A 20832-nucleotide genomic window follows, 5' to 3' on the forward strand; every position below is an offset into this window, starting at 1 on the left:
CGGACCAAGTCCGTCAAAAATTGATAGTGGGTAGAAAAGAAAAATCCGCTGGTCTTCCTAAGAAGATCAGCGGATTTATTTTTAAATGCGGTGTATCTAGCTTGCTTCTAGCTACGCATCTTAATAAGAAGATCTTTACTCGCCTGCGTAGGATCGCTCGCCGCAGAGATTGCCGATACTAAAGCGATACCGTCTACCCCAGTATCAACCACACTCTTAATGTTTGAGTCGTTGATACCGCCAATAGCCACCAATGGAAGTTTTGAAAGCTCTACCGCTTTGGTTAAACCCTCAATTCCCCAATGCTTCACGGTATTGGTTTTGGTAGGAGTAGCAAAAATAGCGCTGACACCTAAATAATCCACAGCAAAAGATTGCGCTTCAAGTAACTGCTCTTCACTCTCCACAGACAAACCTAGCAGTTTGTTGTCACCGAGCAGTCGTCTTGCATCGGCTACTGGCATATCCGATTGACCTAAATGAACCCCGCACGCATCTACAGCTAGGGCAACATCAACACGGTCGTTGATGATCAATGGCACTCCACTTCCCCGCATGACGGATTTTACCGCTCGTGCTCTTTCAATAAACGCACGTACATCACCGTGCTTTTCTCGAATTTGCACCATAGTGACGCCACCAGCAATGGCTTGTTTAACCACCGAGCATAGAGTCTCTATATCTTGTTGGTCATCGGTAACAAAGTAGAGTTCATAAGGGTTCATCGATTTATCCTTATACCTGCTGCAGCTTTAAGCGAGCTAATACGGTTTCAACATCAAGCTGATACAATGTATCTAAAAGGTTCATTTGCAGTGAACCTGGGCCTGCTGATTTTTCAGCAGCAATTTCCCCTGCAACGCCCAAAATAGCCGTAGCGGCAAGACCAGTAACCTCACCAACCGCGGCGAACGCACCAGTAATAGCAGTGTGCGAACATCCCATGCCTGTTACGTAAGGCATCATTTCATGACCATTATCGAGCTTGTAAGTTGCCTCAGCGGTTACAACATAATCACTTGCGCCAGAGATAACCACATTCGCGCCGTATTGCTCTACGCAGAATTTCGCAGCATTCACTGCTGAATCACTGCTATCTAATGCATCCACGCCCTTAGATTGAGCTTGCTCACCCGCCAAAGCGATGATTTCAGAGGCATTACCACGAATGATCAGCTTGTCGGCTTGCTCAGCAATCTGGCGAGAAACCTCTGTACGTAGCGTACTTGCGCCACAGCCAACCGGATCGAGAATCACAGTTTTGCCATTGATGTTAGCCTGCTCAACGGCAAACAACATACGCGGGATCCATACGCTATCCAACGTGCCGATGTTGATGACTAAGCTACCAGCAAAGCTCATCATCTCTGCCATTTCTTGAGCTGAGTGCGCCATGATAGGAGAAGCGCCAATAGCCAACAGTGCGTTAGCCGTGTTGTTCATCACTACGTAGTTAGTTACGTTCACAACCAAAGGTTTGCTATCACGAAGTGTTTGCAGACTTTGGGCAATTTGTTGTTTATCCATTTATATAATCCTATTTAACGGCCTACTATCATCGAATCGAATTGTAGCCTTGTTCCCAAAATGCGATTTCCATGCGTGTCGCAGTTCTAAATACCTCGATTAATTCTTTGCCTCGAGCGCTTTCTAGCGGGATATCAGCAATTAATTGATCAAGATTCTCTATGCACTTCACTACGCCTTGCTGGAACTCTTCGCCCGAATACATTTCAAGCCAACTGCGGTACGGATTCCCTTCCAGTTTGGTTGTATCACGCTTAGCAAGATTATCGCCAATAACACCATAACCGATGGCACAAGGAGCGAGTGCCGCATAGAGATCAACCAGATCACCCGCATTACCCGTATCGAGCACATAGCGCGTGTAGGCCACTGTACCAAAGTCTTCAGTTTCAGCTTCCATCTCTTGTTCACTAATGCCCCACTTCTCACAAAACTCGATGTGATGACCAATCTCAGAATCAAGCAAGTTGTGTAAGCTGGGTAGCGCATTTCGCATCTGAGAAAGACTTTTTGCTTTATAAATCGCTAAGGCATAGGCGCGCGTGTATTGCTTCAAAAACAAGAAGTCTTGTTTTAGATAATGAAGAAATACCTCATGTTGCAAAGTACCATCCGCCAATTGATGGACAAAGTCGTGTTCAATGTAGCTATTCCACTCTTGCTGGCAGGCTTCGATTAGTTGTTGGGTATTCATGGGGTTACCTTAAAACGTTGGCAAATATTTAGCGCTGTTTGGAACGCTATTGATGATCTTATTCTCAAACATAAACTGTGCGTAATTATCATAACGCTGACGGTCAACTGCCGCTGGGCGCAACGCAAAGCGGGTTAATGTGTCTTCCCACGCGCGGCGGTTTAGCTCGTTGTCCAGCGTATCTGGGTTATAAGCCACAAACTCCTTCCACGCTTGCTCTGGGTGATTCACAATATACTGTGTGGCTAACTCAATCGCTGAGTTAAAGCGCTTCAATGCTTCAGCGTCATAGCTGTTCGCATTGGCAACAAAGACCAATTCATCGTAAGCAGGTACGCCGTGCTCTTCTGGGAAGAATGCTTTGGCTTTAAAGCCCTCTAGTGCAAGCTGGTTGGTTTCAAAGTTGCGCAGTCCGCCCCAAATCGCATCTACTTTTCCAGAAGCCACCGACGACGACAGTGCCCAACCAACATTAATGATCTCTACATCAGAGAATTGAAGGCCCGCAGAGCGCAGCATAGTGCCAATGGTCGCTTCTTCATTGCCTGCAATGGCAACGCCGACTTTCTTGCCTTTCAGATCTGCAACAGAGTTGATCTTGCCGTTATCGATAACCATCAGAGTATTGAGTGGTGTAGAAATCAATGTGCCACTGCGAATGAGCGGCAAACCTGCTGCCACATCAATAGTCAATGTCGGTTGGTACGACACAGCTAGGTCGATCTTATTTGCCGCCACCAATTTTGCAGGAACACTTGGGTCTGCAGGCTCTTGGATATTCACCTTTAAACCTTGAGCTTCAAACAAGCCTCGCTCTTGAGCAATAACAATTGGGCCATGGTTTGGGTTAACAAACCAATCCAGCATCAGGGTAAGCTCTGTTTGTTTAGCTTGCGATAATGGGCTGAGCAAAAGAGTAGAACTGGCAAGCAATGCAAACAGTTTTGAGGTAAATCGTTTCATGGGTCTTCCTTGTGACACTGGCTTAAAAATTAATGAGGTAGTTATTGCTATCAGGGATAGTCTTGATGATCTTTAGGTCGTACATAAACTGACTGTAATCATCGTAGCGCTGCTTATTCACCGCCGACGGGCGCAAAGCAAAGCGGGTCAAGGTATCAATCCAAGCTCTATGGTTGAGCTCGTTATCCAAAGTGTCTGGGTTATAGGCGATAAACTCTTTCCACGCCGTTTCTGGATGATTCACTATGTATTGAGTGGCTAACTCCAGAGCCTTATTAAAGCGCTGAATTGCCTCTTTATCGTAGTTTTTTGCATTGGCCACAAACATCAACTCATCATAAGGCGGGATGCCGTGCTCTTCAGGAAAGAAGCTCTTAGATTTGTAGCCTTCAAGATCTAACTGATGAGATTCAAAGTTGCGCATTCCGCCCCAAATCGCATCGACTCTTCCCGATGCTAGTGAGGAAGACAGCGCCCAGCCAACATTCACAATCTTGATATCTGAATAATCGACATTTTCATTACCCAGCATCTTGCCGATAATGGCTTCATCTGTACCCGATACAGATACGCCAACGGTTTTACCCTTTAGATCAGACAAAGAATTGATCTTGCCGTTATCTAATACGGTTAGCGTATTTAACGGCGTTGCCAGCAGAGTACCACTCCACACCAAGGGCAAACCTGCGGCTACATCAATGAGAAATGAAGGTTGATAAGAGATGGCGAGGTCTACCTGATTGGCAGCCACAAGCTTTGAAGGAACACTTGGGTCAGCAGGCTCTTGAATGGTTACCTTTAGGCCTTGCTCGGCAAACATGCCTTTCTCTTGAGCAATCACGATAGGGCCATGATTTGGGTTAACGAACCAATCCAGCATCAAGGTCAGCTCTTTGTCCTTCGCAGAAGCACTCGCGCTCACTAAAAGCGCAATACCGGCCAGTACTGCACTGAATGTATTTTTAAACAAGGTCATGTCTCTTCCTTAACGACATTAAAAGATTGGCAGTTAATCAAACTGCCAAGGGATAAATTTGTTGAGTAGTCTGTCTGTGATGAAATAAAGGGTGACCGAGATAAGTGCCAGAATAAACAGCGCCGCAAACATCTCATCAATCATCATTCGCGCGTTGGCCTGAAGCATCAAATAACCAAGACCAGCGCTAGAGCCAACCCACTCGCCCACTACTGCACCAATTGGCGCAACCACCACAGCCACACGAATACCAGAGGCCAATGCTGGCATGGCTGCAGGTAATCGAACTTGTGTGAGTTGTTGCCAACGCGAGGCTCCCATGGTTTTGCTCAAATCAAGGTAGCCCTTTGGCGTATTACGCAGTCCGTCATAACAACATGTGGTCACGGGGAAAAAGATAATTAGAGCAGCCATCACAACCTTTGAGGCTATGCCATAGCCAAACCAAAGCATGAGTATTGGCGCAATGGCAAAAACGGGAATCGCTTGCGAGGCAATCAATATAGGCAGTAACCAACGGCGCAGAGGTTCGAACAGCAACATCTGTAGGGCAAACATCAGGCCCATGCTAAGGCCTAACAACAGCCCTAGAACAATCTCTTGCGAGGTAACAATCGTATGTTGAAGAAGTACATCACTGCGACTGCCAAGACGATCAAATACCGCAATGGGCTCAGGCAAGATAAAGCTTGGTAAATCAAAGAATGATACCGTTGCCTGCCATAAGCCAAGCACCACCAAGCATGAGATGATCAAGCGCATCACGTGAGAAGTATTTGCTTTTACTCGGCTGGTAAGGCCTTGCTGAATAACGACTTGTTTAGTCATCACGACCTCCCAATTGCTCGATAATGCTTTGTTGAAGCTCGGCCATTTCAGCATTGATCAGGCGCGGTGTATCTCCACTTGGCACAGGCACAGTTTCAATCTCTACTGGCTGAGATTGCATCAGATAGATATGGTCGCTAAGGCGTAAGGCTTCTTGTGGATCGTGGGTAATCAAAACCACCGTTTTACCTTCAAGCATCTCACAAGCAAGATCTTGCAGACGATAGCGCGTGACGGCATCTAACGCAGAAAAGGGTTCATCCATTAACACTACAGGCTTGTCTTGCATCAAGGTTCTTGCAAGAGCGACGCGCTGTTTCATTCCGCCGGAAAGCTGTCTTGGATAAACATCTTCCTGCCCTTCTAAACCTAATTTAGACAGCAATCTACTCGCCTGTTGTTTTCGCTCAGCCTGCTGCTGTTTATTCAGCTTTTTTTGACTAAAGCGGTCACTAAAGCACACATTCTCAAGCACATTCAGCCACGGCATTAACAAATCTTGCTGCGCCATATAGGCGATTGAGTCTGATAGATTATGCTTAAAGCCACTTTGAATAGAGCCACTCCAATGCACATCTTCAGGTAATAACCCAGCCAACAAGCGAAGTAGGCTTGTTTTACCACAGCCACTTTTACCCAGCACACTGCTAAAGCTTCCCTCAGGAAAGCGTAGATTTAGGTCGCTAAACAGGGGGGAACTTGCATCAGAGAACTGCAAGCTTCCGTTTTCAATCACTATGCCCATAGGCGAATGAATCGACATAACCTGTACTATTTGTTTAAGGCGTAGAAATGGTGCACGGGGCCGTGACCACTGCCCACTTCCAATTCATCCGCATGGGCGATGGCATTGGAAATGTAGTTCTTTCCTAAAGCGACGGATTCACTCAGTGAGCCCGTTTGAGCTAAGAAAGAAGCGATCGCTGAAGATAAGGTGCAACCCGTACCATGGGTATTTTGCGTATTCACACGCTCAACGGTAAAGGTTTCAACCTCATTAGGCGTAATAAGAAGATCAGTACTGGTAGATTCACTTTCTAAGTGACCCCCCTTAAGCAGTATCGCTTTACAGTCCAAGCCTCGAAGATCTTCAATCATCGCATTCATTTGTGCCTCGGTCGTTGGCAGAGACTGACCTAACAACGTTGCTGCTTCCGGCAAGTTTGGCGTGATGACATCCGCAAGTGGAAGAAGCTCTATTTTCAGAGTTTCGATAGCCGATTGCTGAAGAAGAAGATCACCGCTTGTTGCCACCATGACAGGGTCTACAACTAGGTATCTTGGTTGGTATTGCTTAAGTTTTCTGACTACCGCTTGAATAAGACCCGCTTCAGCAAGCATGCCGACTTTTACCGCTACAACATCAAGGTCGGTAAATACGGCGTCAAGTTGCTGTTCGATAAACTCAGCCGAAATCGGCAAAATGCCAGTCACACCCTGAGTATTTTGCGCAGTCAATGCTGTGATTACAGAGCAGGCGTAGCTACCGGTTGCTGAGATGGCTTTAATGTCGGCTTGAATACCAGCACCGCCACCACTGTCAGAGCCAGCGATAGTGAGAACAATTGGAGTCTTTTTTGATTGGGACACAGGCATTTCCTTTTCGTCAGACGAACGGAAACCAGGCCTGCTGTGCTATGGACAGTAAGATCTATAGCTAGAATGGCGACTAGTTCCCTACGTCAGCACTAACTGAATCAGGTTCCACGGGTTCGCTACTGCGATCTCAGCCTATTGGCTCCCCGACTAATACGATGGGGCGATACTAACAGAGTCAGTATGGGTAGGAAACTAGAAATAGACAAAACTCAGAGTCTAGACAATAAATGCCCTGTCTTGACATAGATAATGGTGTCTTCTTCGACAAATGGGAAATGTTGACTCTGGTGAGGGCTACGAATCCAAGTGTATTGAGGATATTGACCAAACTCATCTTGGAACTCGCCAGAAAGAACCAAAATCTCCTCTCCACCAAAATGAGAATGAGGTTGAAAGCGTTCGCCTTTCGGCCATTTTACTAAAGCCACGTTCTCAGCCTCAAAAGAATGCAAAGGCATAACCTCCAAGTTACCAATTCCCGCCAGCCAAAGCTGGGTTTGGGTATTGATTCTCACCGTGGTTTTATCTGCCTTATCAAATTGATTGAGCTTCACAAACAAGGTACACCCCTGCTCGCTAAATGGAGAGTGTTTGCTACCAGGAGGATTGCGAATATAAGTGCCCGCAGGATAATCCCCCTCCTCATCTGAGAAGACACCTTCTAGTACGAAGATCTCTTCTCCAAACGGATGACTGTGCTCAGAAAACCGAGAGCCAGCCTCGTATTTAACTATTGAGGTCACAAGTCCTGTTTCGGCCGCTTCACGCTCTAATGGTTTTCGCCATACGCCTTTGGCTGGGCTGGCCAGCCAATCCATATTCAATGCTTGTATCACAACGCCTTGTTTTACATCCATATTCAATGACATTCATTTCCCCTACTTTGTTGAAACATATCAAATTAGCTGTTACAAACACGAATCCTTAATCATTTTAGTCTTTGTTATGTCAGAACATCTTCCCTTTTCAGAATTAATTCACTCTCGCCGATCCGTTCGCAAGTACGATCAAACTGCAGATTTCGACCACGACAAGGTACAACAAGCGCTGGAGTTGACCGTGTTGAGTCCAAACAGCAGTAACATGCAGTTGTGGGAATTCCATCGAGTCATCAGTGAAGAGAAGCGTGCCGAGCTTGCGAAATACTGTATGGGGCAGAATGCAGCTAAGACGGCCAATGAAATGGTGGTTTTTGTTACTACCCCAGACAAATGGCAGCAAAGAGCTAAAATGAATGCAGCGCAGGTACGCGAGAATTTTGCGGGCAGGCCAATGGATGACATCGCAAAGCGTGCGACTAGGTACTACGAAAAACTGATTCCGTTTGTTTATAGTAATGACAGCTTGGGCATCAAAGGTTTTCTTAGAAAGCTCATGATGACCTTTATGGGCATTAAGAAACCTATGTTGAGAGAAGTCACCAAGCAAGACCTACGAGTCTGCCTGCATAAAAGCACATCTTTAGCCGCAATGACTTTTATGACTGCGATACGCGACCAAGGTTATGACACCTGCCCAATGGAAGGCTTTGATTCAGTTCGCGCTAAAAAGCTACTTGGCTTGGGTAAAAATGATGAAATCACTATGATTGTTAGCGTAGGCAAGCGAACGGAAGAAGGCATCTACGGAGAGAGACATCGAGTGCCAAACGAAGAAGTTATTTTCAAGCATTAAGCATCAACAGAGAACAAAGGAAGTCATCATTGCCAACATTTGCTCATTGGAAACTAATACTGGTTTTATTTGTTGGCATCCTTTCAGGGTGTGCTACTCAACAGCAGACTCCTCTTCCAAAGTCAGTCACACATCAACTTGGCTATCAGGCTGACAGTAAGTTAGCTCAATACTTTGACCAATCAGAGTATGACACCTCAATCTATACTGGATTCTACCCCTTAGATAAGGGTCACGATGCGCTACTTGCACGCATTGTGTTGATTGAGTCTGCAGAGCACACCTTAGATCTTCAATATTACATCTACCGTGACGATGCCACTGGCAACTTAATGACTTGGCGGTTATTCGAGGCAGCAGAACGCGGTGTTAGGGTTCGAATATTGCTAGATGACATGCAAAAGCGCAATGACGATAATCTTGCCTACCTTCACTCCCACCCTAATATTGATGTTCGACTATTTAATCCGAACAACTATCGCTCGGCGAGAGGTCTGGGATTTCTAGCCGACTTCGAACGACTAAACAGCCGCATGCACAATAAGTCCCTTACCGCAGATAGTGTCGCTAGTGTTGTAGGTGGTAGAAACATAGGAAATGAATATTTTTCCTATCACTCACCAGTAGAGTTTGGGGATTTTGACTTATTAATTTATGGCAACACGGTAGAACAAACCGGAGAGCAATTCGACAAGTACTGGAACAGTGATTTTGCCGTTCCTATTGATTGGATTACCTCTAGTGCAACAGAATTAAAGAGAGAAGAAGTAGAACAGTTTGTAGTGGATGAGGAACTTGAAGAACAATTTACCTCTGGAGCATATGACATGACCCGCCTGCAATTCTACTCCAAGATGAGAGAGCATAAACTGCAGTTATATTGGGGCGAAGGTAAACTTCTCTATGATAGGCCCAATAAAATCGTTGGCGAAGGAAGCCAATTAATCGATGACCTACAGTTAATTTTGGAAGGTGTTGATTCGGAACTTATCATTATTTCGCCTTATTTCGTACCCACTGCGGATGGTACTGCACTGCTTGTCGATGGCGTCAAATCAGGTAAGAAAGTAGCCATTATTACCAATTCTCTTGCCTCTAACGATGTGTATGCCGTGCATGGTTGGTACTCTAAATATAGAAAAGACCTTCTTAAGGGTGGCGTAGAGCTCTGGGAGGTAAAGGCTTCTGCCAATATAAAAAGTAAGTGGTCAATGACGGGTAGCGGTCACTCTAGTCTGCATGCCAAGATCATGCTTATTGACGACCACATTTTGTTCGTTGGTTCGATGAACTGGGACCCTAGGTCTGCCCATATCAACACTGAAATGGCCGTAATTCTCGATCATAAAGCCTTTGTAACAGAGTCAAAATCAGAAATACAAGCGCAGCTAATAGAGTCAGCCTATAAATTGGAAATAGAAGATGGTGACTTGGTTTGGCGAGATCTCGAAAATGGAGAAACCTTGACTAGCGAGCCCGATGCAAGTGTGTGGAGGCGAATGGGATCATGGATGGCGGGCATTCTGCCTATTGAAGACCAGTTATAAAAATAGCCGACTTTAAGTCGGCTATTTCGTATGTTTTGCTTTTGTTTATCTAGATTAGATAGTTAAGTTCACACCTACGAAGTGGATGCGTCCGTCGAAGGTGCCGTTAACACCTACACTATTGTCCAAAGGTCCACCAAGCGATCGCTGAGCCGATTTAACATCACCAAGATCAGCATACTCATAGAAGAAATCAATACCGACATTATCCCAATTTGTCGAAGCACCTACCGAATAACGATATTGCTCGCCCACTGGTAGATCAGCCCATTGCTTTGAAGGATCGTCTTGCGGTGATGTTTCGTAAGAAAAGCCGGCTTTTAAGCGCCAATCCGAACTAAGTTTGTAATCAGCACCGACAGCGAACTTCCAAACATCATCCCAGTCACGCTTAATAGTCAGACCATCGCCTACAGGAAGTCCAAGATCCAGAACAGAGTCATCCCAACGGCTCCAACGATGATATTGAATGCTTGTTAGTAAATTGAGTTGCTCACTAAAGCCATAGCGAACGCTTAGATCGATAATTTCAGGTACATCAATCTCAGTGCTCAAAGAATTAATAGGTCCCAGAGTTGGCTTAAGGTCCATTTTAAATTCGTGCTCTGATTTGGAGCGATAACTCAACCCAAAGTCTAGATCTTGTGTTGGGCGGTACATAACGCCCACGTTATACCCATAAGCCCAGTCAGAATCTTGCTCTGCTGTCACTAATGCAGTCGATTGTTCAAGTGCTGCCCAACTAAATTGCACACCTCCGCCAAGAGACCACTGGTCATTGATCTTGTAGGACATAGATGGATTAATAACTATTATATTTAGAGTAATTGAATCTAATGCACCGGCACCTGCCCAGTCATCACCATAAGATAAGCTTGAGCCACCAGCTGCACCTAACGCCAATCCTAAGTGCACTTTTTCCGAAACCTGATGAGCATGGAAAATAGAAATAGACGGTAGGTAAGATTGTCCTTCACCATTTCCGGCAGGATCATCATCATCGATATATTTCATTTTCAGATCAAACGCCATTACATTAATAGTCGTTAATGATTCTCCCATGAAAGACATAGTTGCAGGGTTTGTCCACAGAGCAGCCGCGGATTCGGTATACACACCATCACCCGCTCCAGCAACACCTGCATTCGCAGTCACCGCTTCTTGAAGAAATAATCCACTTGCGCTTGCCATTGTTGGCAAAGAAGAAGCAAGAGCTACAGAAGTCATCATGGCTAAGCGAGAAAGTGATAAATTAGAAGATTGCTTAGTTGACACTGCCGATGTGATGGATGGAAGTCTATTGTTTGACATAATTTTCCAAATCTATAATTGAGTAGGCCTAGGGATTTAGCTCATCAATAGCCAAATCCGTATCTCTATGCATTATATTGATAGGCTTATAGCTTGTAGGAATATCGATTATCACTAGACAATTAAAGTGAACTTATTCTCTATAATCTTATTGATTTCATTAGTTTTTTGCTAATCTATACGTAATGTATAATAGTATTGGCGTTAAAATGAGAATTACAGACCTCAACTCATTGAATGTGTTTTTGAATTTGATGCAAACACACTCGACTCAACGAACAGCGAAAAAACTCGGGCGCTCACAGTCATATATTTCTAAGGTATTGGCCCAATTACGAGAAGAACTCGATGATCCTCTATTTACGAGAAGTGCAGAGGGGTTATCGCCAACTTCTTATGCGTTGGGAATACAACCCAAGATCCAAAACGCTATAGAGCAGATTTCTCAGTCTCTAGAACCAGAAGAGTTTTCACCAGAAAATGTGGATCGAGTTACTATTCATATTCTAGATCCTCTTGTAATACAATTCGGTCGCCATATTATTGACAAAATTAGACAAGAAACTGACGCCATCATTGAGATTAGAAATTGGACTAAACTGTCTGAAAATATGATTCTTGACGAAGATGTCGATTTAGGTATTCATATTCTTAGTGATCATCCACAAACAATTTATCAAAAGAAGCTATTTGAGGGCTCAGGTTTTTTTAAAGGTAATCCTAATGGAGAGTATGTAAAGTATATTGCTTCTGGTGTAAACGACTACATAAACCCCTTTCAACGTGCACTACCCGATATAGAAGCTACTATATTTGTTGATAACTATACGTTGGTTACACAATTATTGGATCATGCTCAAACTATGACTTATGACTCATATAGAAAAGATGCAGACATTCCAGACCTAGGAATAGACACAGCTCTACTTCTTAAAGCCTCAAAAAGAAAGTCACCCAAGAATGTTTGGCTAACTTCGCTAGTAGAAAAATGCATAAACGAAGTACTAAATTCTAAAGATACTTTTTAGATTCGACCTATTAGACAAAAGGCAGTATCACTGTAGTGATACTGCCTTTTGTTGTAAGGGCCTAATGTAAATTATAAGGCTGACAAATAGGCTTTATAAGACTTAAGACGAACGGTAGCACCACCAATGATGTCCATAAAGCCAAATATTGAGTGTGGCTTGTCCGCTGAAACCCAGCCGGCACCTGTTGAACCAATTGGGATGTTATAGCCTTCGGGCTCATTAAACTCAATCACGATAGTACGACCATGTGAGTTCATGTTGTTTCCAACGTGCTGTCTCACATGCTGGCTACCTTGACGTACCTGAACCTGCGCTTCACCAGTACCTGCCGTGACACTGTGTACGCGACCACGGAAAATCTCTCCAGGATAAGCGGCTACATAAAACTCAGCAAACTGCCCTTTTTTAATTCCACGATACGTTTGATCAGGAATACGCATCTCAACAAACTTCTTCTCCGTTGAGTACAAGTGCATGTTACCCACTCTTGTACCGCTTGTGATGTTTGTAATAGAAAGCTGTCCGTCAAACGGCGCGCGAACTTCACGGCGCTCATGCTGCCATTTAGCCGTAGCAATTTGTGCGTCAACGTTCATGATTTGTGCATGTGCCGCTGCAATTTTTGCTTCCGCTGTTTCAATCGCTGTGCGCGTTGCGTCACGTTCTGATTCATGGGCAAAGTCTTTTAGCTTCTTAAGACGAGCAAGAGTCCTTTTGTCATTGTTCTGTTGAGTGCGCAATGACAGAATTTCAGCTTCACTCGCTTTCTTTTGTGCGTCTAGGCTTTCTAGCTGTGATTCTGTATCTTCTGAGCGCAAGGTGTAAATAAGATCACCTTCTTTCACCATCTGGTTGTGAGTAACGAACACTTGATCAACCTCTTGACCAATCAACGGACTTAATACCGCGTGCGGCGCTTTAACCGTTGTACTGTCGGTCAAATCAGCAGGAGACCAAAAACGGTGCGCGATAAACAGCATAATCGTTAGGAACATGCCAATGCCGACCATTACGGTACCGCTTCGCAGATTCCATTTAACCACACCTGTCTTAACCAAGATCCAGCAAATCAGGATGTAAGGTAGCATAATCTCTTTCATTGATTATTCCTCAGATGCTTTAGTTTGAGTTTTGCCAGAAATACCGTTTCGAATAATTCTAGAGATCGACTCTCCAATAACATCCCAACGAGCAAATGCGATGATGATGGCTAGTACCCACCAGACCTTATTGATAAACAGACCACACAAAGATAGGGCAAAAACGATTTGGGTGTGGGCGCTCGACATTTCTGAGGCCTTGTGTACCGCGATTTCATGCAGTTGCCAAAACAAATACACCAAATAAACCAGTATTGCGATGGTGACAAAGAATACGAAGCCCATGAAGACTTCAGAGTCGAGTAGTTTGAGGATTGTAGGGTATCCGTCGACGAAATATTCAGCGGGTAGATCCTTTCCATGGATAGAGCCTAATTTGGATAAAGCAATAGATGCTCCGGCGATAACGCCAAAAACAATCACAGCCTTAAGCACATATAAGACAACTGAAATGATGCTCCTTGCTATTTTTCTTCCCAGGCCTTCGTTAGAAGAAGGTAAAGAGGTAGCAGACATTTTGTTTTCGCTTCTTGTTATGAGTTTCGCGCAGATTCTAAGCTATCTGCAGTACGCTGTAGGAATATGCGTTATTCCTTTTCTTACGCGCACACTTAAGCACTGCTTACGTATAAACAGTACCCTCTAAAAACAAAAACTACTTACTTAAAATTGATGCCTATAAAGCGCCAAAGAAGATACACACAAGCAACATACCGATGCCGATGGCAATGTGTCCTATGTCAATAGGCCCTAATCCAAACTCAAGCTTTTTCATGTCTGCTTCTCTTTATTTTTTTACTTGGTTCATTGTAACCAAGCACTTGAAAGAGATAACGGTACTGGGGTTTAGATGGTTCATAAAACTGATTTATGAATAAGAACTGTAACCACTGCTATATCGAACGCTGACTAACTAAGTTATCCTAAAATAAACTTACTAGCACTCACTCAGACAATAGATTTTTCATGAAGACTGAAGACTTGAAACTGTTCCTTCGCGTGGTTGAATTGGGTAGCTTTACCGCTGCCGCAAACGCACTTGACCTGCCTCGTGCTAATGTCAGCAGACGTATCAACGACCTTGAGAAAGAACTGAATACACAGCTATTCCACCGCACTACTCGCTCTTTGTCGCTCACTCACAACGGTGATAGCTACTTCAGCAAGGTACAAAAGGTTGTCGAGTTGTTAGACGATGCCAATCAAGCTGTGACCTACTCTAGCCGAGAAGTATCAGGAAAGGTCAAACTTGGCTTGCTTGCAGAAACCTATGATTTTGTTCAGCCCGCCCTCTTTGATTTTCATGATATGTATCCAAATGTCGAGCTTGATCTTCGAACGGTGAGCAACGGCTTTCAAGAAGTGTATCAATACGGCTTAGACATCTCTTTTCATGGGGGCGATTTAGAAGATTCGGATTTGATCGCTAAGCCTCTTATGCCGCTCAATAACAGCTTGCTCGCCTCACCTGACTACATTAAAAACAATGAACCGATAGAAGAGTTGGCCGATCTGCATAAACACAAAGTAATGTGTTATCGCTGGCCTAGTGGCAACGTAGACAAATTGTGGCATTTTGAGACAGGAAAAATCTCAGTATCCCCATGGCTAGTGTGCAATAGCGTGGGATTTATTCTTAGGGGACTGGTTATGGGAAGAGGGATCGGTTTCTTGCCTGAACTTGCAGCTAAAGAAGAGTTACAACAAGGCACACTGGTTAAGGTATTGCCAAAAACTGCCTCAGTGACATACCAGTCCTATTTACTACACCCAAAGGCACAGACGCTGAACTATGCCAGTCGTTTATTGATAGATTATTTATTACAAAGAATCCCACAGGACACTCAATTGTCACAAAAAATGAGACAGTGATTCTTAACTGAGACAGATTATCTAGTACAAAGAAACACTTACAATCGGGCTATTAGAATATAGGAGCCCGAATATGCAGTATTCAAAAACCATACTAGCAAGCACTGTAGTCCTGCTACTTAGCGCATGCCAACAGATAGAATCCACACCTAAGCTTGCTTCAAAGCCTCAACGCAGCATTCAGGTTGTAGAGCTTGAAGACCCGTCTTTTAAATCCACAAAACAATTTACTGGCGTAGTTCAATCTCAAGAAAAAGCCGGTGTCGCCTTTCGTGTTCCTGGAACCATTAATGAACTTCTCGTCAGCAAAGGCGATTTTGTAAAGAAAGGCCAAACCATTGCTCGCCTAGACCCACATGACTATCAAGTAGCTTTAGAAGAACTAGAAGCTCGAATGCTTGAAGCTCAATCAGCACACAAGCTGGCTAAGGCCGAACTGGCTCGTGTAGAGCAAGCGATCGAAGACGATGCAATAGCGAGTGTCAATCTTGACCGCGCGATTAGTGGTTATGAACGAAGCTTATCTGCGGTAAAAGTAGTACAAAAAAACATTCAACGCGCAGAAGACACCCTAAGATACACCGAATTAAAAGCACCATTTAGTGGGGCCATCGGTAGCGTCAATTACGAACAGCACGAACAAATTCTTCCTGGTATCGCCGTTGTATCATTGCAGAACAACAACAAACTTGAGGTGGATATCGATGTACCTGAAAACCTTATTCATGAATTCAAAGCTGAACAGCAAGTAGAAGTGACTTGGTATCAAGCCAAAGAATCACTTCCAGCAACCGTTAGTGAAATTGCTACAAAGCCTCACCTAATCAAGCAAACCTATACGGTGACTATGACGTTAGACAAACCATCTGATGTTGTCTTTCCAGGAAAATCAGTGACGGTTTTAGCAAATTTGTCACTGGCTGACTCCTCTTATTGTATTCCTTACTCTGCTCTATTGGGTAACAAGCACGATATGCGCGTGCATGTTGTCGAGGAGGGCATCATTGCTCCACGTTCCGTAGACTTAGATTCAATCGATGCCAAAACTGCCTGCATCAAAGGTGAGTTTTCGACAGGAGATCAAGTGGTCATCAGCGGTACACACTACCTTGAAGAAGGCGACAAAGCAGACAAAATCACTGTGCGAGAGTTATAGGAACAAACATGATTAATCTAGCTGAATTTGCTATTAGACAACGTACCTTCGTACTCTTTTTCACCGTGTTGAGTATCATCGCGGGGCTGTACTCATATTTTGATCTTGGAAAATTAGAAGACCCTACCTTTACCGTTAAGACGGCGGTTGTTGTTACTCTTTATCCTGGCGCAAGCGCAGAAGAAGTAGAGCAACAAGTCACAGATACCGTAGAAACCAAGCTACAAGAGATGGCAGAGCTCAATCGCTTACGCTCGTTATCTCGTCCTGGGGTATCTATGGTATTTGTCGACCTCAACGAGAGCTTGAACTCCGATGAGTTACCCCAACAATGGGAACTACTTCGTCGCAAGGTTTCAGATGTAAAATTGCAATTGCCAACCAGTGCTCAAATCTCGATCGTTCAAGATGAGTTCTCTGAGGTATACGGCATGCTGTTCGCCATTCACGGCACTGACGCCGCGCCTGAAGAGCTGCGACAATATGCCGAAGAGTTGCAACGCCGTATCAAAGCCGTAGAAGGCATTAAGAAAATAGAGCTGCACGGCGTTCAGCCACGTGTGGTTTACATTGATATGCCGGATGAGCGCTTGGCGCAATACGGGCTTTCTGTCGCTCAAGTTTGGAGCCAATTAAATACTCAGAACATGACCTTTGAAGCGGGTCAGTTTGCAGCCGGTCAAGAACGAATCAGAGTGGCACAAACCAGTGAGTTTGAATCCTTAGCCGATATTCAGAATTTGATCATTAAGGGCGGTATCAGTGAACTTGGAAGTGGCATGATTCGCTTAGGTGATATTGCAGATGTCACTATGGGCTATCAAACGCCTGCAATGACTGAAAATCGCTTCAACGGCGACCCCTCAGTCACCCTTGCCGTTAGCCCAGTGGATGGCATCAACGTTGTCTCTCTTGGCGATACGATTAATCAGGTTATCAATGACTTTGAAGCAGAACTGCCATTGGGAGTCGATGTTTCAATAGTTGCCTATCAGCCTGAGCAAGTGCAAATTGCTATCGATGACTTTGTTGTAAACCTCATGGAAAGTATCGCGATCGTATTTGTTGTATTGCTTATTTTTATGGGCTTCAAAAGCGCATCTATAGTGAGTGCAAGTTTGCTTATCACTATCCTGCTGACCCTAATATACATGAATGTTGCAGAAATAGACTTGCATCGTGTCTCTCTAGGTACCTTCATCCTTGCCTTAGGGATGTTGGTCGATAACGCTATTGTAATTACCGACATGATGCAATCTAAGATGAACAAGGGCATAGAGAGAACCAAAGCTGCCATTGATTCAGTGAAGGAAACTGCAGTGCCACTGTTAGGCGCAACAGTTATCGCAATCATGGGTTCTAGCCCAGTGCTATTCTCAAAAACCGATGCTGCAGAGTTTGCTGGTTCAGTGTTTAGTATCATGGCCTCTTCGCTTTTATTATCTTGGCTTGTCGCTATGACCCTGACTGCACTGCTGTGTTGGTTATTCTTAAAGCCAAGCAAAAAGGGTGCGAACCAAAAGAATCCTCTACTCTCCAGAATGATCAACGCAATAGTCGACCATCCTATAAAAACACTAAGTACACTTATACCGCTAGTTGTAGCGACAGCAGTATGTGTTCCGTATATAGCCATCAACTTTATTCCGCAATCAGACAGGCCTATTGTATTTCTAGACTATTGGCTTCCAAATGGCGCGAAGATAGAGCAAACCTCTGCCGATATGAAGCAGATTGAACAATGGCTTCTTGCTCAGCCAGAAGTAGAAAGTATTTCTACATCAGTCGGTGCCAGTGCCCCAAGATTTTCAGTAACCGTAGAACCAGAACCACTTGATCCCGCTTATGGTCAAATCTTGATTAATGCCACTGATTACTTCGCTATTGATGATCTTGTATCCCGCGGTGATAAGTGGCTTGCAGAAACGTTCCCAAATGCCGAGCCAAGATTTAGAGCCCTTAAACTGGCTACCGCAGATAAGTACGCCGTAGAGGCACGTTTTTCAGGCCCTGACGAAGAAGTGTTGCACCAACTTGCAGATGAGGCAAAAGCCATATTTGAAAGCCACCCCGACGCAAAATACGTTCGTGACGACTGGCGCCAACAAAGCAAAATGCTGACACCTATCATCAACCAAGACAAAGCCCTTCGCGCTGGTATAAACCGAGCAGACATTGCCTTTGCGATGAAACGAGGAACTAACGGCATGCCGTTAGGTCGCATGAACCTTAACGATGAGCTGATCCCTATTCAGCTGCGTGGTTCAAATCAAGATATGGCATCCCTTGAAACCTTGCCTGTGAAGTCTCTGCTAGGACTGCACTCAGTACCTCTAGGTCAAGTAGTGGATGGTTTTGAGCTGGCAACAGAGGAAAGCATGATTTGGCGTCGCGATCGCGTCAAGACCATTACCGCACAAGCCGCTGTTCAACGCTACACAACTCCGGCCAATGTTCGAAATGCAGTAAAAGACCGAATCGAAGGTATCTACCTTCCACCTGGTTACAGCATGGAATGGGGCGGCGAGTACTATGACGAGCACAAAGCCGTTGCCGATATCGTAAAGCAGTTGCCAAAAGCCCTACTGATCATGACCATCATCATGATTGCTATGTTCAATGGCTTTAAACAGACCGCCATTATCTACACTACCCTGCCACTGGCAGCAACGGGCGCGACGTTCTCACTACTGTTACTGGATAAGCCATTTGGATTTATGGCTCTAATAGGCGCAATTACTTTGACCGGTATGATCATTAAAAACGGCATTGTATTGATGGACCAAATCGAGCTTGAAAGGCGCAACGGCCTTGAACTCTCTGATGCGATAAAAGAAGCTACCATGAACCGTACCATGGCGATTTCTATGGGGGCATTGACCACAGCATTGGGCATGATTCCGCTTCTGGGCGATCTCTTGTTTGACCAGATGGCGGCTACCATCATCGGCGGATTAGCTGCAGCAACGGTTCTTTCATTAATGGTAATGCCCGCGATGTACAAGCTTGTATACAAAGAAAAAGCACCGAAACAAACCATCAGCACAGAAATAGCATAAGGGAATTATCATGAACTTAATAAAAAAACTGACTCCCATTTCACTGGCTTTGTTGATTGCAGGCTGTGCTGTAGGACCGGACTATGAGGAGCCTGAAACAACACTCGCTCAAACCTACCTATATGCGGGTAATGAGGAGAGCGTCAATTCGGAATACTGGTGGAAACAATTCAATGATCCAACCTTGAATCAAATGATCGTCGATGTACAGCAACAAAACATTCCATTGCAGCTGGCAGCTGAGCGCATCAAAATGGCAAATTCATACAAAAAAGCCGTCGAGTCATTCAAAGTGCCAACTGTCAGTATTGGGGGTGGCTATTATAATTACCAACTCAGCTCAAATAGCTCCTTATTGGGGCCTGCATTAAATCCAATTGATACATCAGACGGCGGTACAGTAACCCTACTGGACAACCAACATGATGGTGTTTTTATTGGGGGATCAATAAACTGGGAACTGGACCTTTTCGGAAGAATTGATAGGCAAGCGAACGCTGCCTCTATCAGAGCAGAACAAGCAGAAATTTTTCAAGTAGGACTAACAACGTTAATAACGGCAGATTTAGTACACAACTATGTGCAATACCTAGGTGCAAAAGAGCGTAAAAAACTTGCAATGGAAAATATTGAAGACCAACGCCAAACACTTATCTTAGTAGAGAAAATTGTTAAGTCCGGTTATGGTTCAGATATGGATTACGCCCAAGCAAAGGCTATGCTTGCAGCTACTGAATCCGTTATTCCACAGTTAGAGATCGCTGAACAAGTACATAAACACCGCCTCGCCATTTTACTGGGAGAGCCTCTCACACAAGTTGATGTTCGGCTGACAAACGACAGTGGACTACCAGAGCTATCAGCGCTAATTCCTGTAGGGTTACCCTCTGATTTGGTTAAACGCAGACCCGATATTCGAATGGCGGAGCGGGAAATGGCGGCTGTGAACGAAGAACTTGCAGCAAGCGTTGCTAACCGTTATCCAAAGTTCTTTCTGACAGGTACACCTGGAGTTTCGGCAAGCAGCTTCGATGAACTTTTTAGTAGCGATTCATTTGGCTGGATGGGCGCTGTAGGCGTTAACTGGAACGTCTTTGACGGTGGCCGAGGTAAGGCTATGGTTGAGTTAAACGAGGCTCGCTTTAAGTCAGCTGCGTTGAGCTATCAATATACTGTCGATTCAGCCTTTGCTGAGGTTGACTCTGCTCTCTTCGCTTATGGCCGAAGCCAGCAAAATCAAACCCAGCTTAGCGAAGCGGTAGAAGCGACCGATAAAGCGGTATCAAAGGCGAAATCTCTGTACAAAGCAGGCTTGATTGACCACTTATCGGTGTTAGATGCTCAGCGTCAGCAACGGGTTATTCAAGACCGCCAAGTTGCAGCCAAACTGCAATCGGCTAACAGCACAATAGCTGTGTATAAAGCATTAGGCGGCGACTGGAGCACTACCCCTCAAGCTTAGAAACGAGAGTGCCGTTATAAAGAAAAAAGCCAC

At 44.7% G+C, this 20832-nt stretch carries 19 protein-coding genes and 1 riboswitch; of the genes, 7 read left to right on the forward strand and 12 right to left on the reverse strand.

From position 1 onward, the window contains the following. Positions 1-107: 107 nt before the first annotated feature. From thiE to OCU35_RS16545, 9 genes are all read right to left on the reverse strand, one after another. Positions 108-725: a thiamine phosphate synthase gene (thiE, locus tag OCU35_RS16505; RefSeq protein WP_102334591.1), complete on the reverse strand. Its 618-nt coding sequence runs from the start codon at positions 723-725 to the stop codon at positions 108-110. Between the two features lie 10 nt (positions 726-735). Continuing rightward, positions 736-1527 (reverse strand): hydroxyethylthiazole kinase, encoded by a 792-nt coding sequence (thiM, locus tag OCU35_RS16510; RefSeq protein WP_102546966.1) that lies wholly within the window; start codon positions 1525-1527, stop codon positions 736-738. Positions 1528-1555: 28 nt separating this feature from the next. Further along, positions 1556-2221, reverse strand: coding sequence for a thiaminase II (gene tenA, locus OCU35_RS16515; RefSeq protein WP_261825964.1), 666 nt, complete (start codon positions 2219-2221; stop codon positions 1556-1558). A gap of 9 nt (positions 2222-2230) precedes the next feature. Further along, entirely contained in the window at positions 2231-3184 is a 954-nt protein-coding gene (locus tag OCU35_RS16520; protein ID WP_102366878.1) for an ABC transporter substrate-binding protein, read from the reverse strand. 22 nt (positions 3185-3206) lie between these two features. Further along, positions 3207-4160, reverse strand: coding sequence for an ABC transporter substrate-binding protein (locus OCU35_RS16525; protein ID WP_102322236.1), 954 nt, complete (start codon positions 4158-4160; stop codon positions 3207-3209). 33 nt (positions 4161-4193) lie between these two features. Further along, on the reverse strand, positions 4194-4988 hold the full coding sequence (locus OCU35_RS16530) for an ABC transporter permease (RefSeq protein ID WP_102477610.1): 795 nt from the start codon (positions 4986-4988) through the stop codon (positions 4194-4196). Further along, a complete protein-coding gene (locus OCU35_RS16535) occupies positions 4981-5751 on the reverse strand; it encodes an ABC transporter ATP-binding protein (RefSeq protein ID WP_261825965.1) in 771 nt (256 codons plus the stop codon). The genes OCU35_RS16530 and OCU35_RS16535 overlap by 8 nt, the downstream gene beginning before the upstream one ends. Before the next feature lie 8 nt (positions 5752-5759). Then, complete coding sequence (gene thiD / locus OCU35_RS16540) at positions 5760-6584, reverse strand: bifunctional hydroxymethylpyrimidine kinase/phosphomethylpyrimidine kinase (RefSeq protein WP_261825966.1); 825 nt, start codon at positions 6582-6584, stop codon at positions 5760-5762. 61 nt (positions 6585-6645) lie between these two features. Next, positions 6646-6743, reverse strand: a riboswitch (TPP riboswitch). A 53-nt stretch (positions 6744-6796) separates the two neighbouring features. Continuing rightward, positions 6797-7456 (reverse strand): cupin domain-containing protein, encoded by a 660-nt coding sequence (locus OCU35_RS16545; RefSeq protein ID WP_261825967.1) that lies wholly within the window; start codon positions 7454-7456, stop codon positions 6797-6799. Between the two features lie 76 nt (positions 7457-7532). Here OCU35_RS16545 and OCU35_RS16550 point away from each other — a divergent pair, with 76 nt between their 5' ends. Beyond that, the gene (locus tag OCU35_RS16550) at positions 7533-8261 is read left to right on the forward strand and encodes a nitroreductase family protein (protein WP_261825968.1); all 729 of its coding nucleotides are present in this window, start codon (positions 7533-7535) and stop codon (positions 8259-8261) included. A gap of 29 nt (positions 8262-8290) precedes the next feature. Next, positions 8291-9808, forward strand: a complete 1518-nt coding sequence (locus OCU35_RS16555) for a phospholipase D family protein (protein WP_261825969.1) — start codon at positions 8291-8293, stop codon at positions 9806-9808. 54 nt (positions 9809-9862) lie between these two features. On the opposite strand, the gene OCU35_RS16560 is transcribed toward OCU35_RS16555, so the two are convergent. After that, positions 9863-11119 (reverse strand): OmpP1/FadL family transporter, encoded by a 1257-nt coding sequence (locus OCU35_RS16560; RefSeq protein ID WP_261825970.1) that lies wholly within the window; start codon positions 11117-11119, stop codon positions 9863-9865. A gap of 209 nt (positions 11120-11328) precedes the next feature. Between OCU35_RS16560 and OCU35_RS16565 the strand changes: the two genes are divergently transcribed. Continuing rightward, the gene (locus OCU35_RS16565) at positions 11329-12147 is read left to right on the forward strand and encodes a LysR family transcriptional regulator (RefSeq protein ID WP_137010573.1); all 819 of its coding nucleotides are present in this window, start codon (positions 11329-11331) and stop codon (positions 12145-12147) included. A gap of 71 nt (positions 12148-12218) precedes the next feature. On the opposite strand, the gene OCU35_RS16570 is transcribed toward OCU35_RS16565, so the two are convergent. Together OCU35_RS16570 and OCU35_RS16575 are read right to left on the reverse strand one after the other, a co-directional pair. After that, positions 12219-13250: an HlyD family secretion protein gene (locus OCU35_RS16570; protein ID WP_137010574.1), complete on the reverse strand. Its 1032-nt coding sequence runs from the start codon at positions 13248-13250 to the stop codon at positions 12219-12221. Between the two features lie 3 nt (positions 13251-13253). Next, entirely contained in the window at positions 13254-13766 is a 513-nt protein-coding gene (locus OCU35_RS16575) for a magnesium transporter (RefSeq protein WP_170963474.1), read from the reverse strand. Positions 13767-14216: 450 nt separating this feature from the next. On the opposite strand from OCU35_RS16575, the gene OCU35_RS16580 reads away from it, so the two are divergent. The 4 genes from OCU35_RS16580 (at position 14217) to OCU35_RS16595 (ending at position 20799) form a co-directional block, all read left to right on the forward strand. Then, positions 14217-15122, forward strand: a complete 906-nt coding sequence (locus tag OCU35_RS16580; protein ID WP_261825971.1) for a LysR family transcriptional regulator — start codon at positions 14217-14219, stop codon at positions 15120-15122. 73 nt (positions 15123-15195) lie between these two features. Further along, positions 15196-16278 (forward strand): efflux RND transporter periplasmic adaptor subunit, encoded by a 1083-nt coding sequence (locus OCU35_RS16585; protein ID WP_261825972.1) that lies wholly within the window; start codon positions 15196-15198, stop codon positions 16276-16278. Positions 16279-16286: 8 nt separating this feature from the next. Next, entirely contained in the window at positions 16287-19337 is a 3051-nt protein-coding gene (locus OCU35_RS16590; protein ID WP_102381165.1) for an efflux RND transporter permease subunit, read from the forward strand. A 10-nt stretch (positions 19338-19347) separates the two neighbouring features. Then, positions 19348-20799 carry an efflux transporter outer membrane subunit gene (locus OCU35_RS16595; protein ID WP_261825973.1) on the forward strand — a complete coding sequence of 484 codons (1452 nt, stop codon included), beginning with the start codon at positions 19348-19350 and terminating at the stop codon, positions 20797-20799. Positions 20800-20832 lie beyond the last annotated feature (33 nt).

The organism is Vibrio breoganii (assembly GCF_024346795.1).
Classification (GTDB): domain Bacteria; phylum Pseudomonadota; class Gammaproteobacteria; order Enterobacterales; family Vibrionaceae; genus Vibrio; species Vibrio breoganii.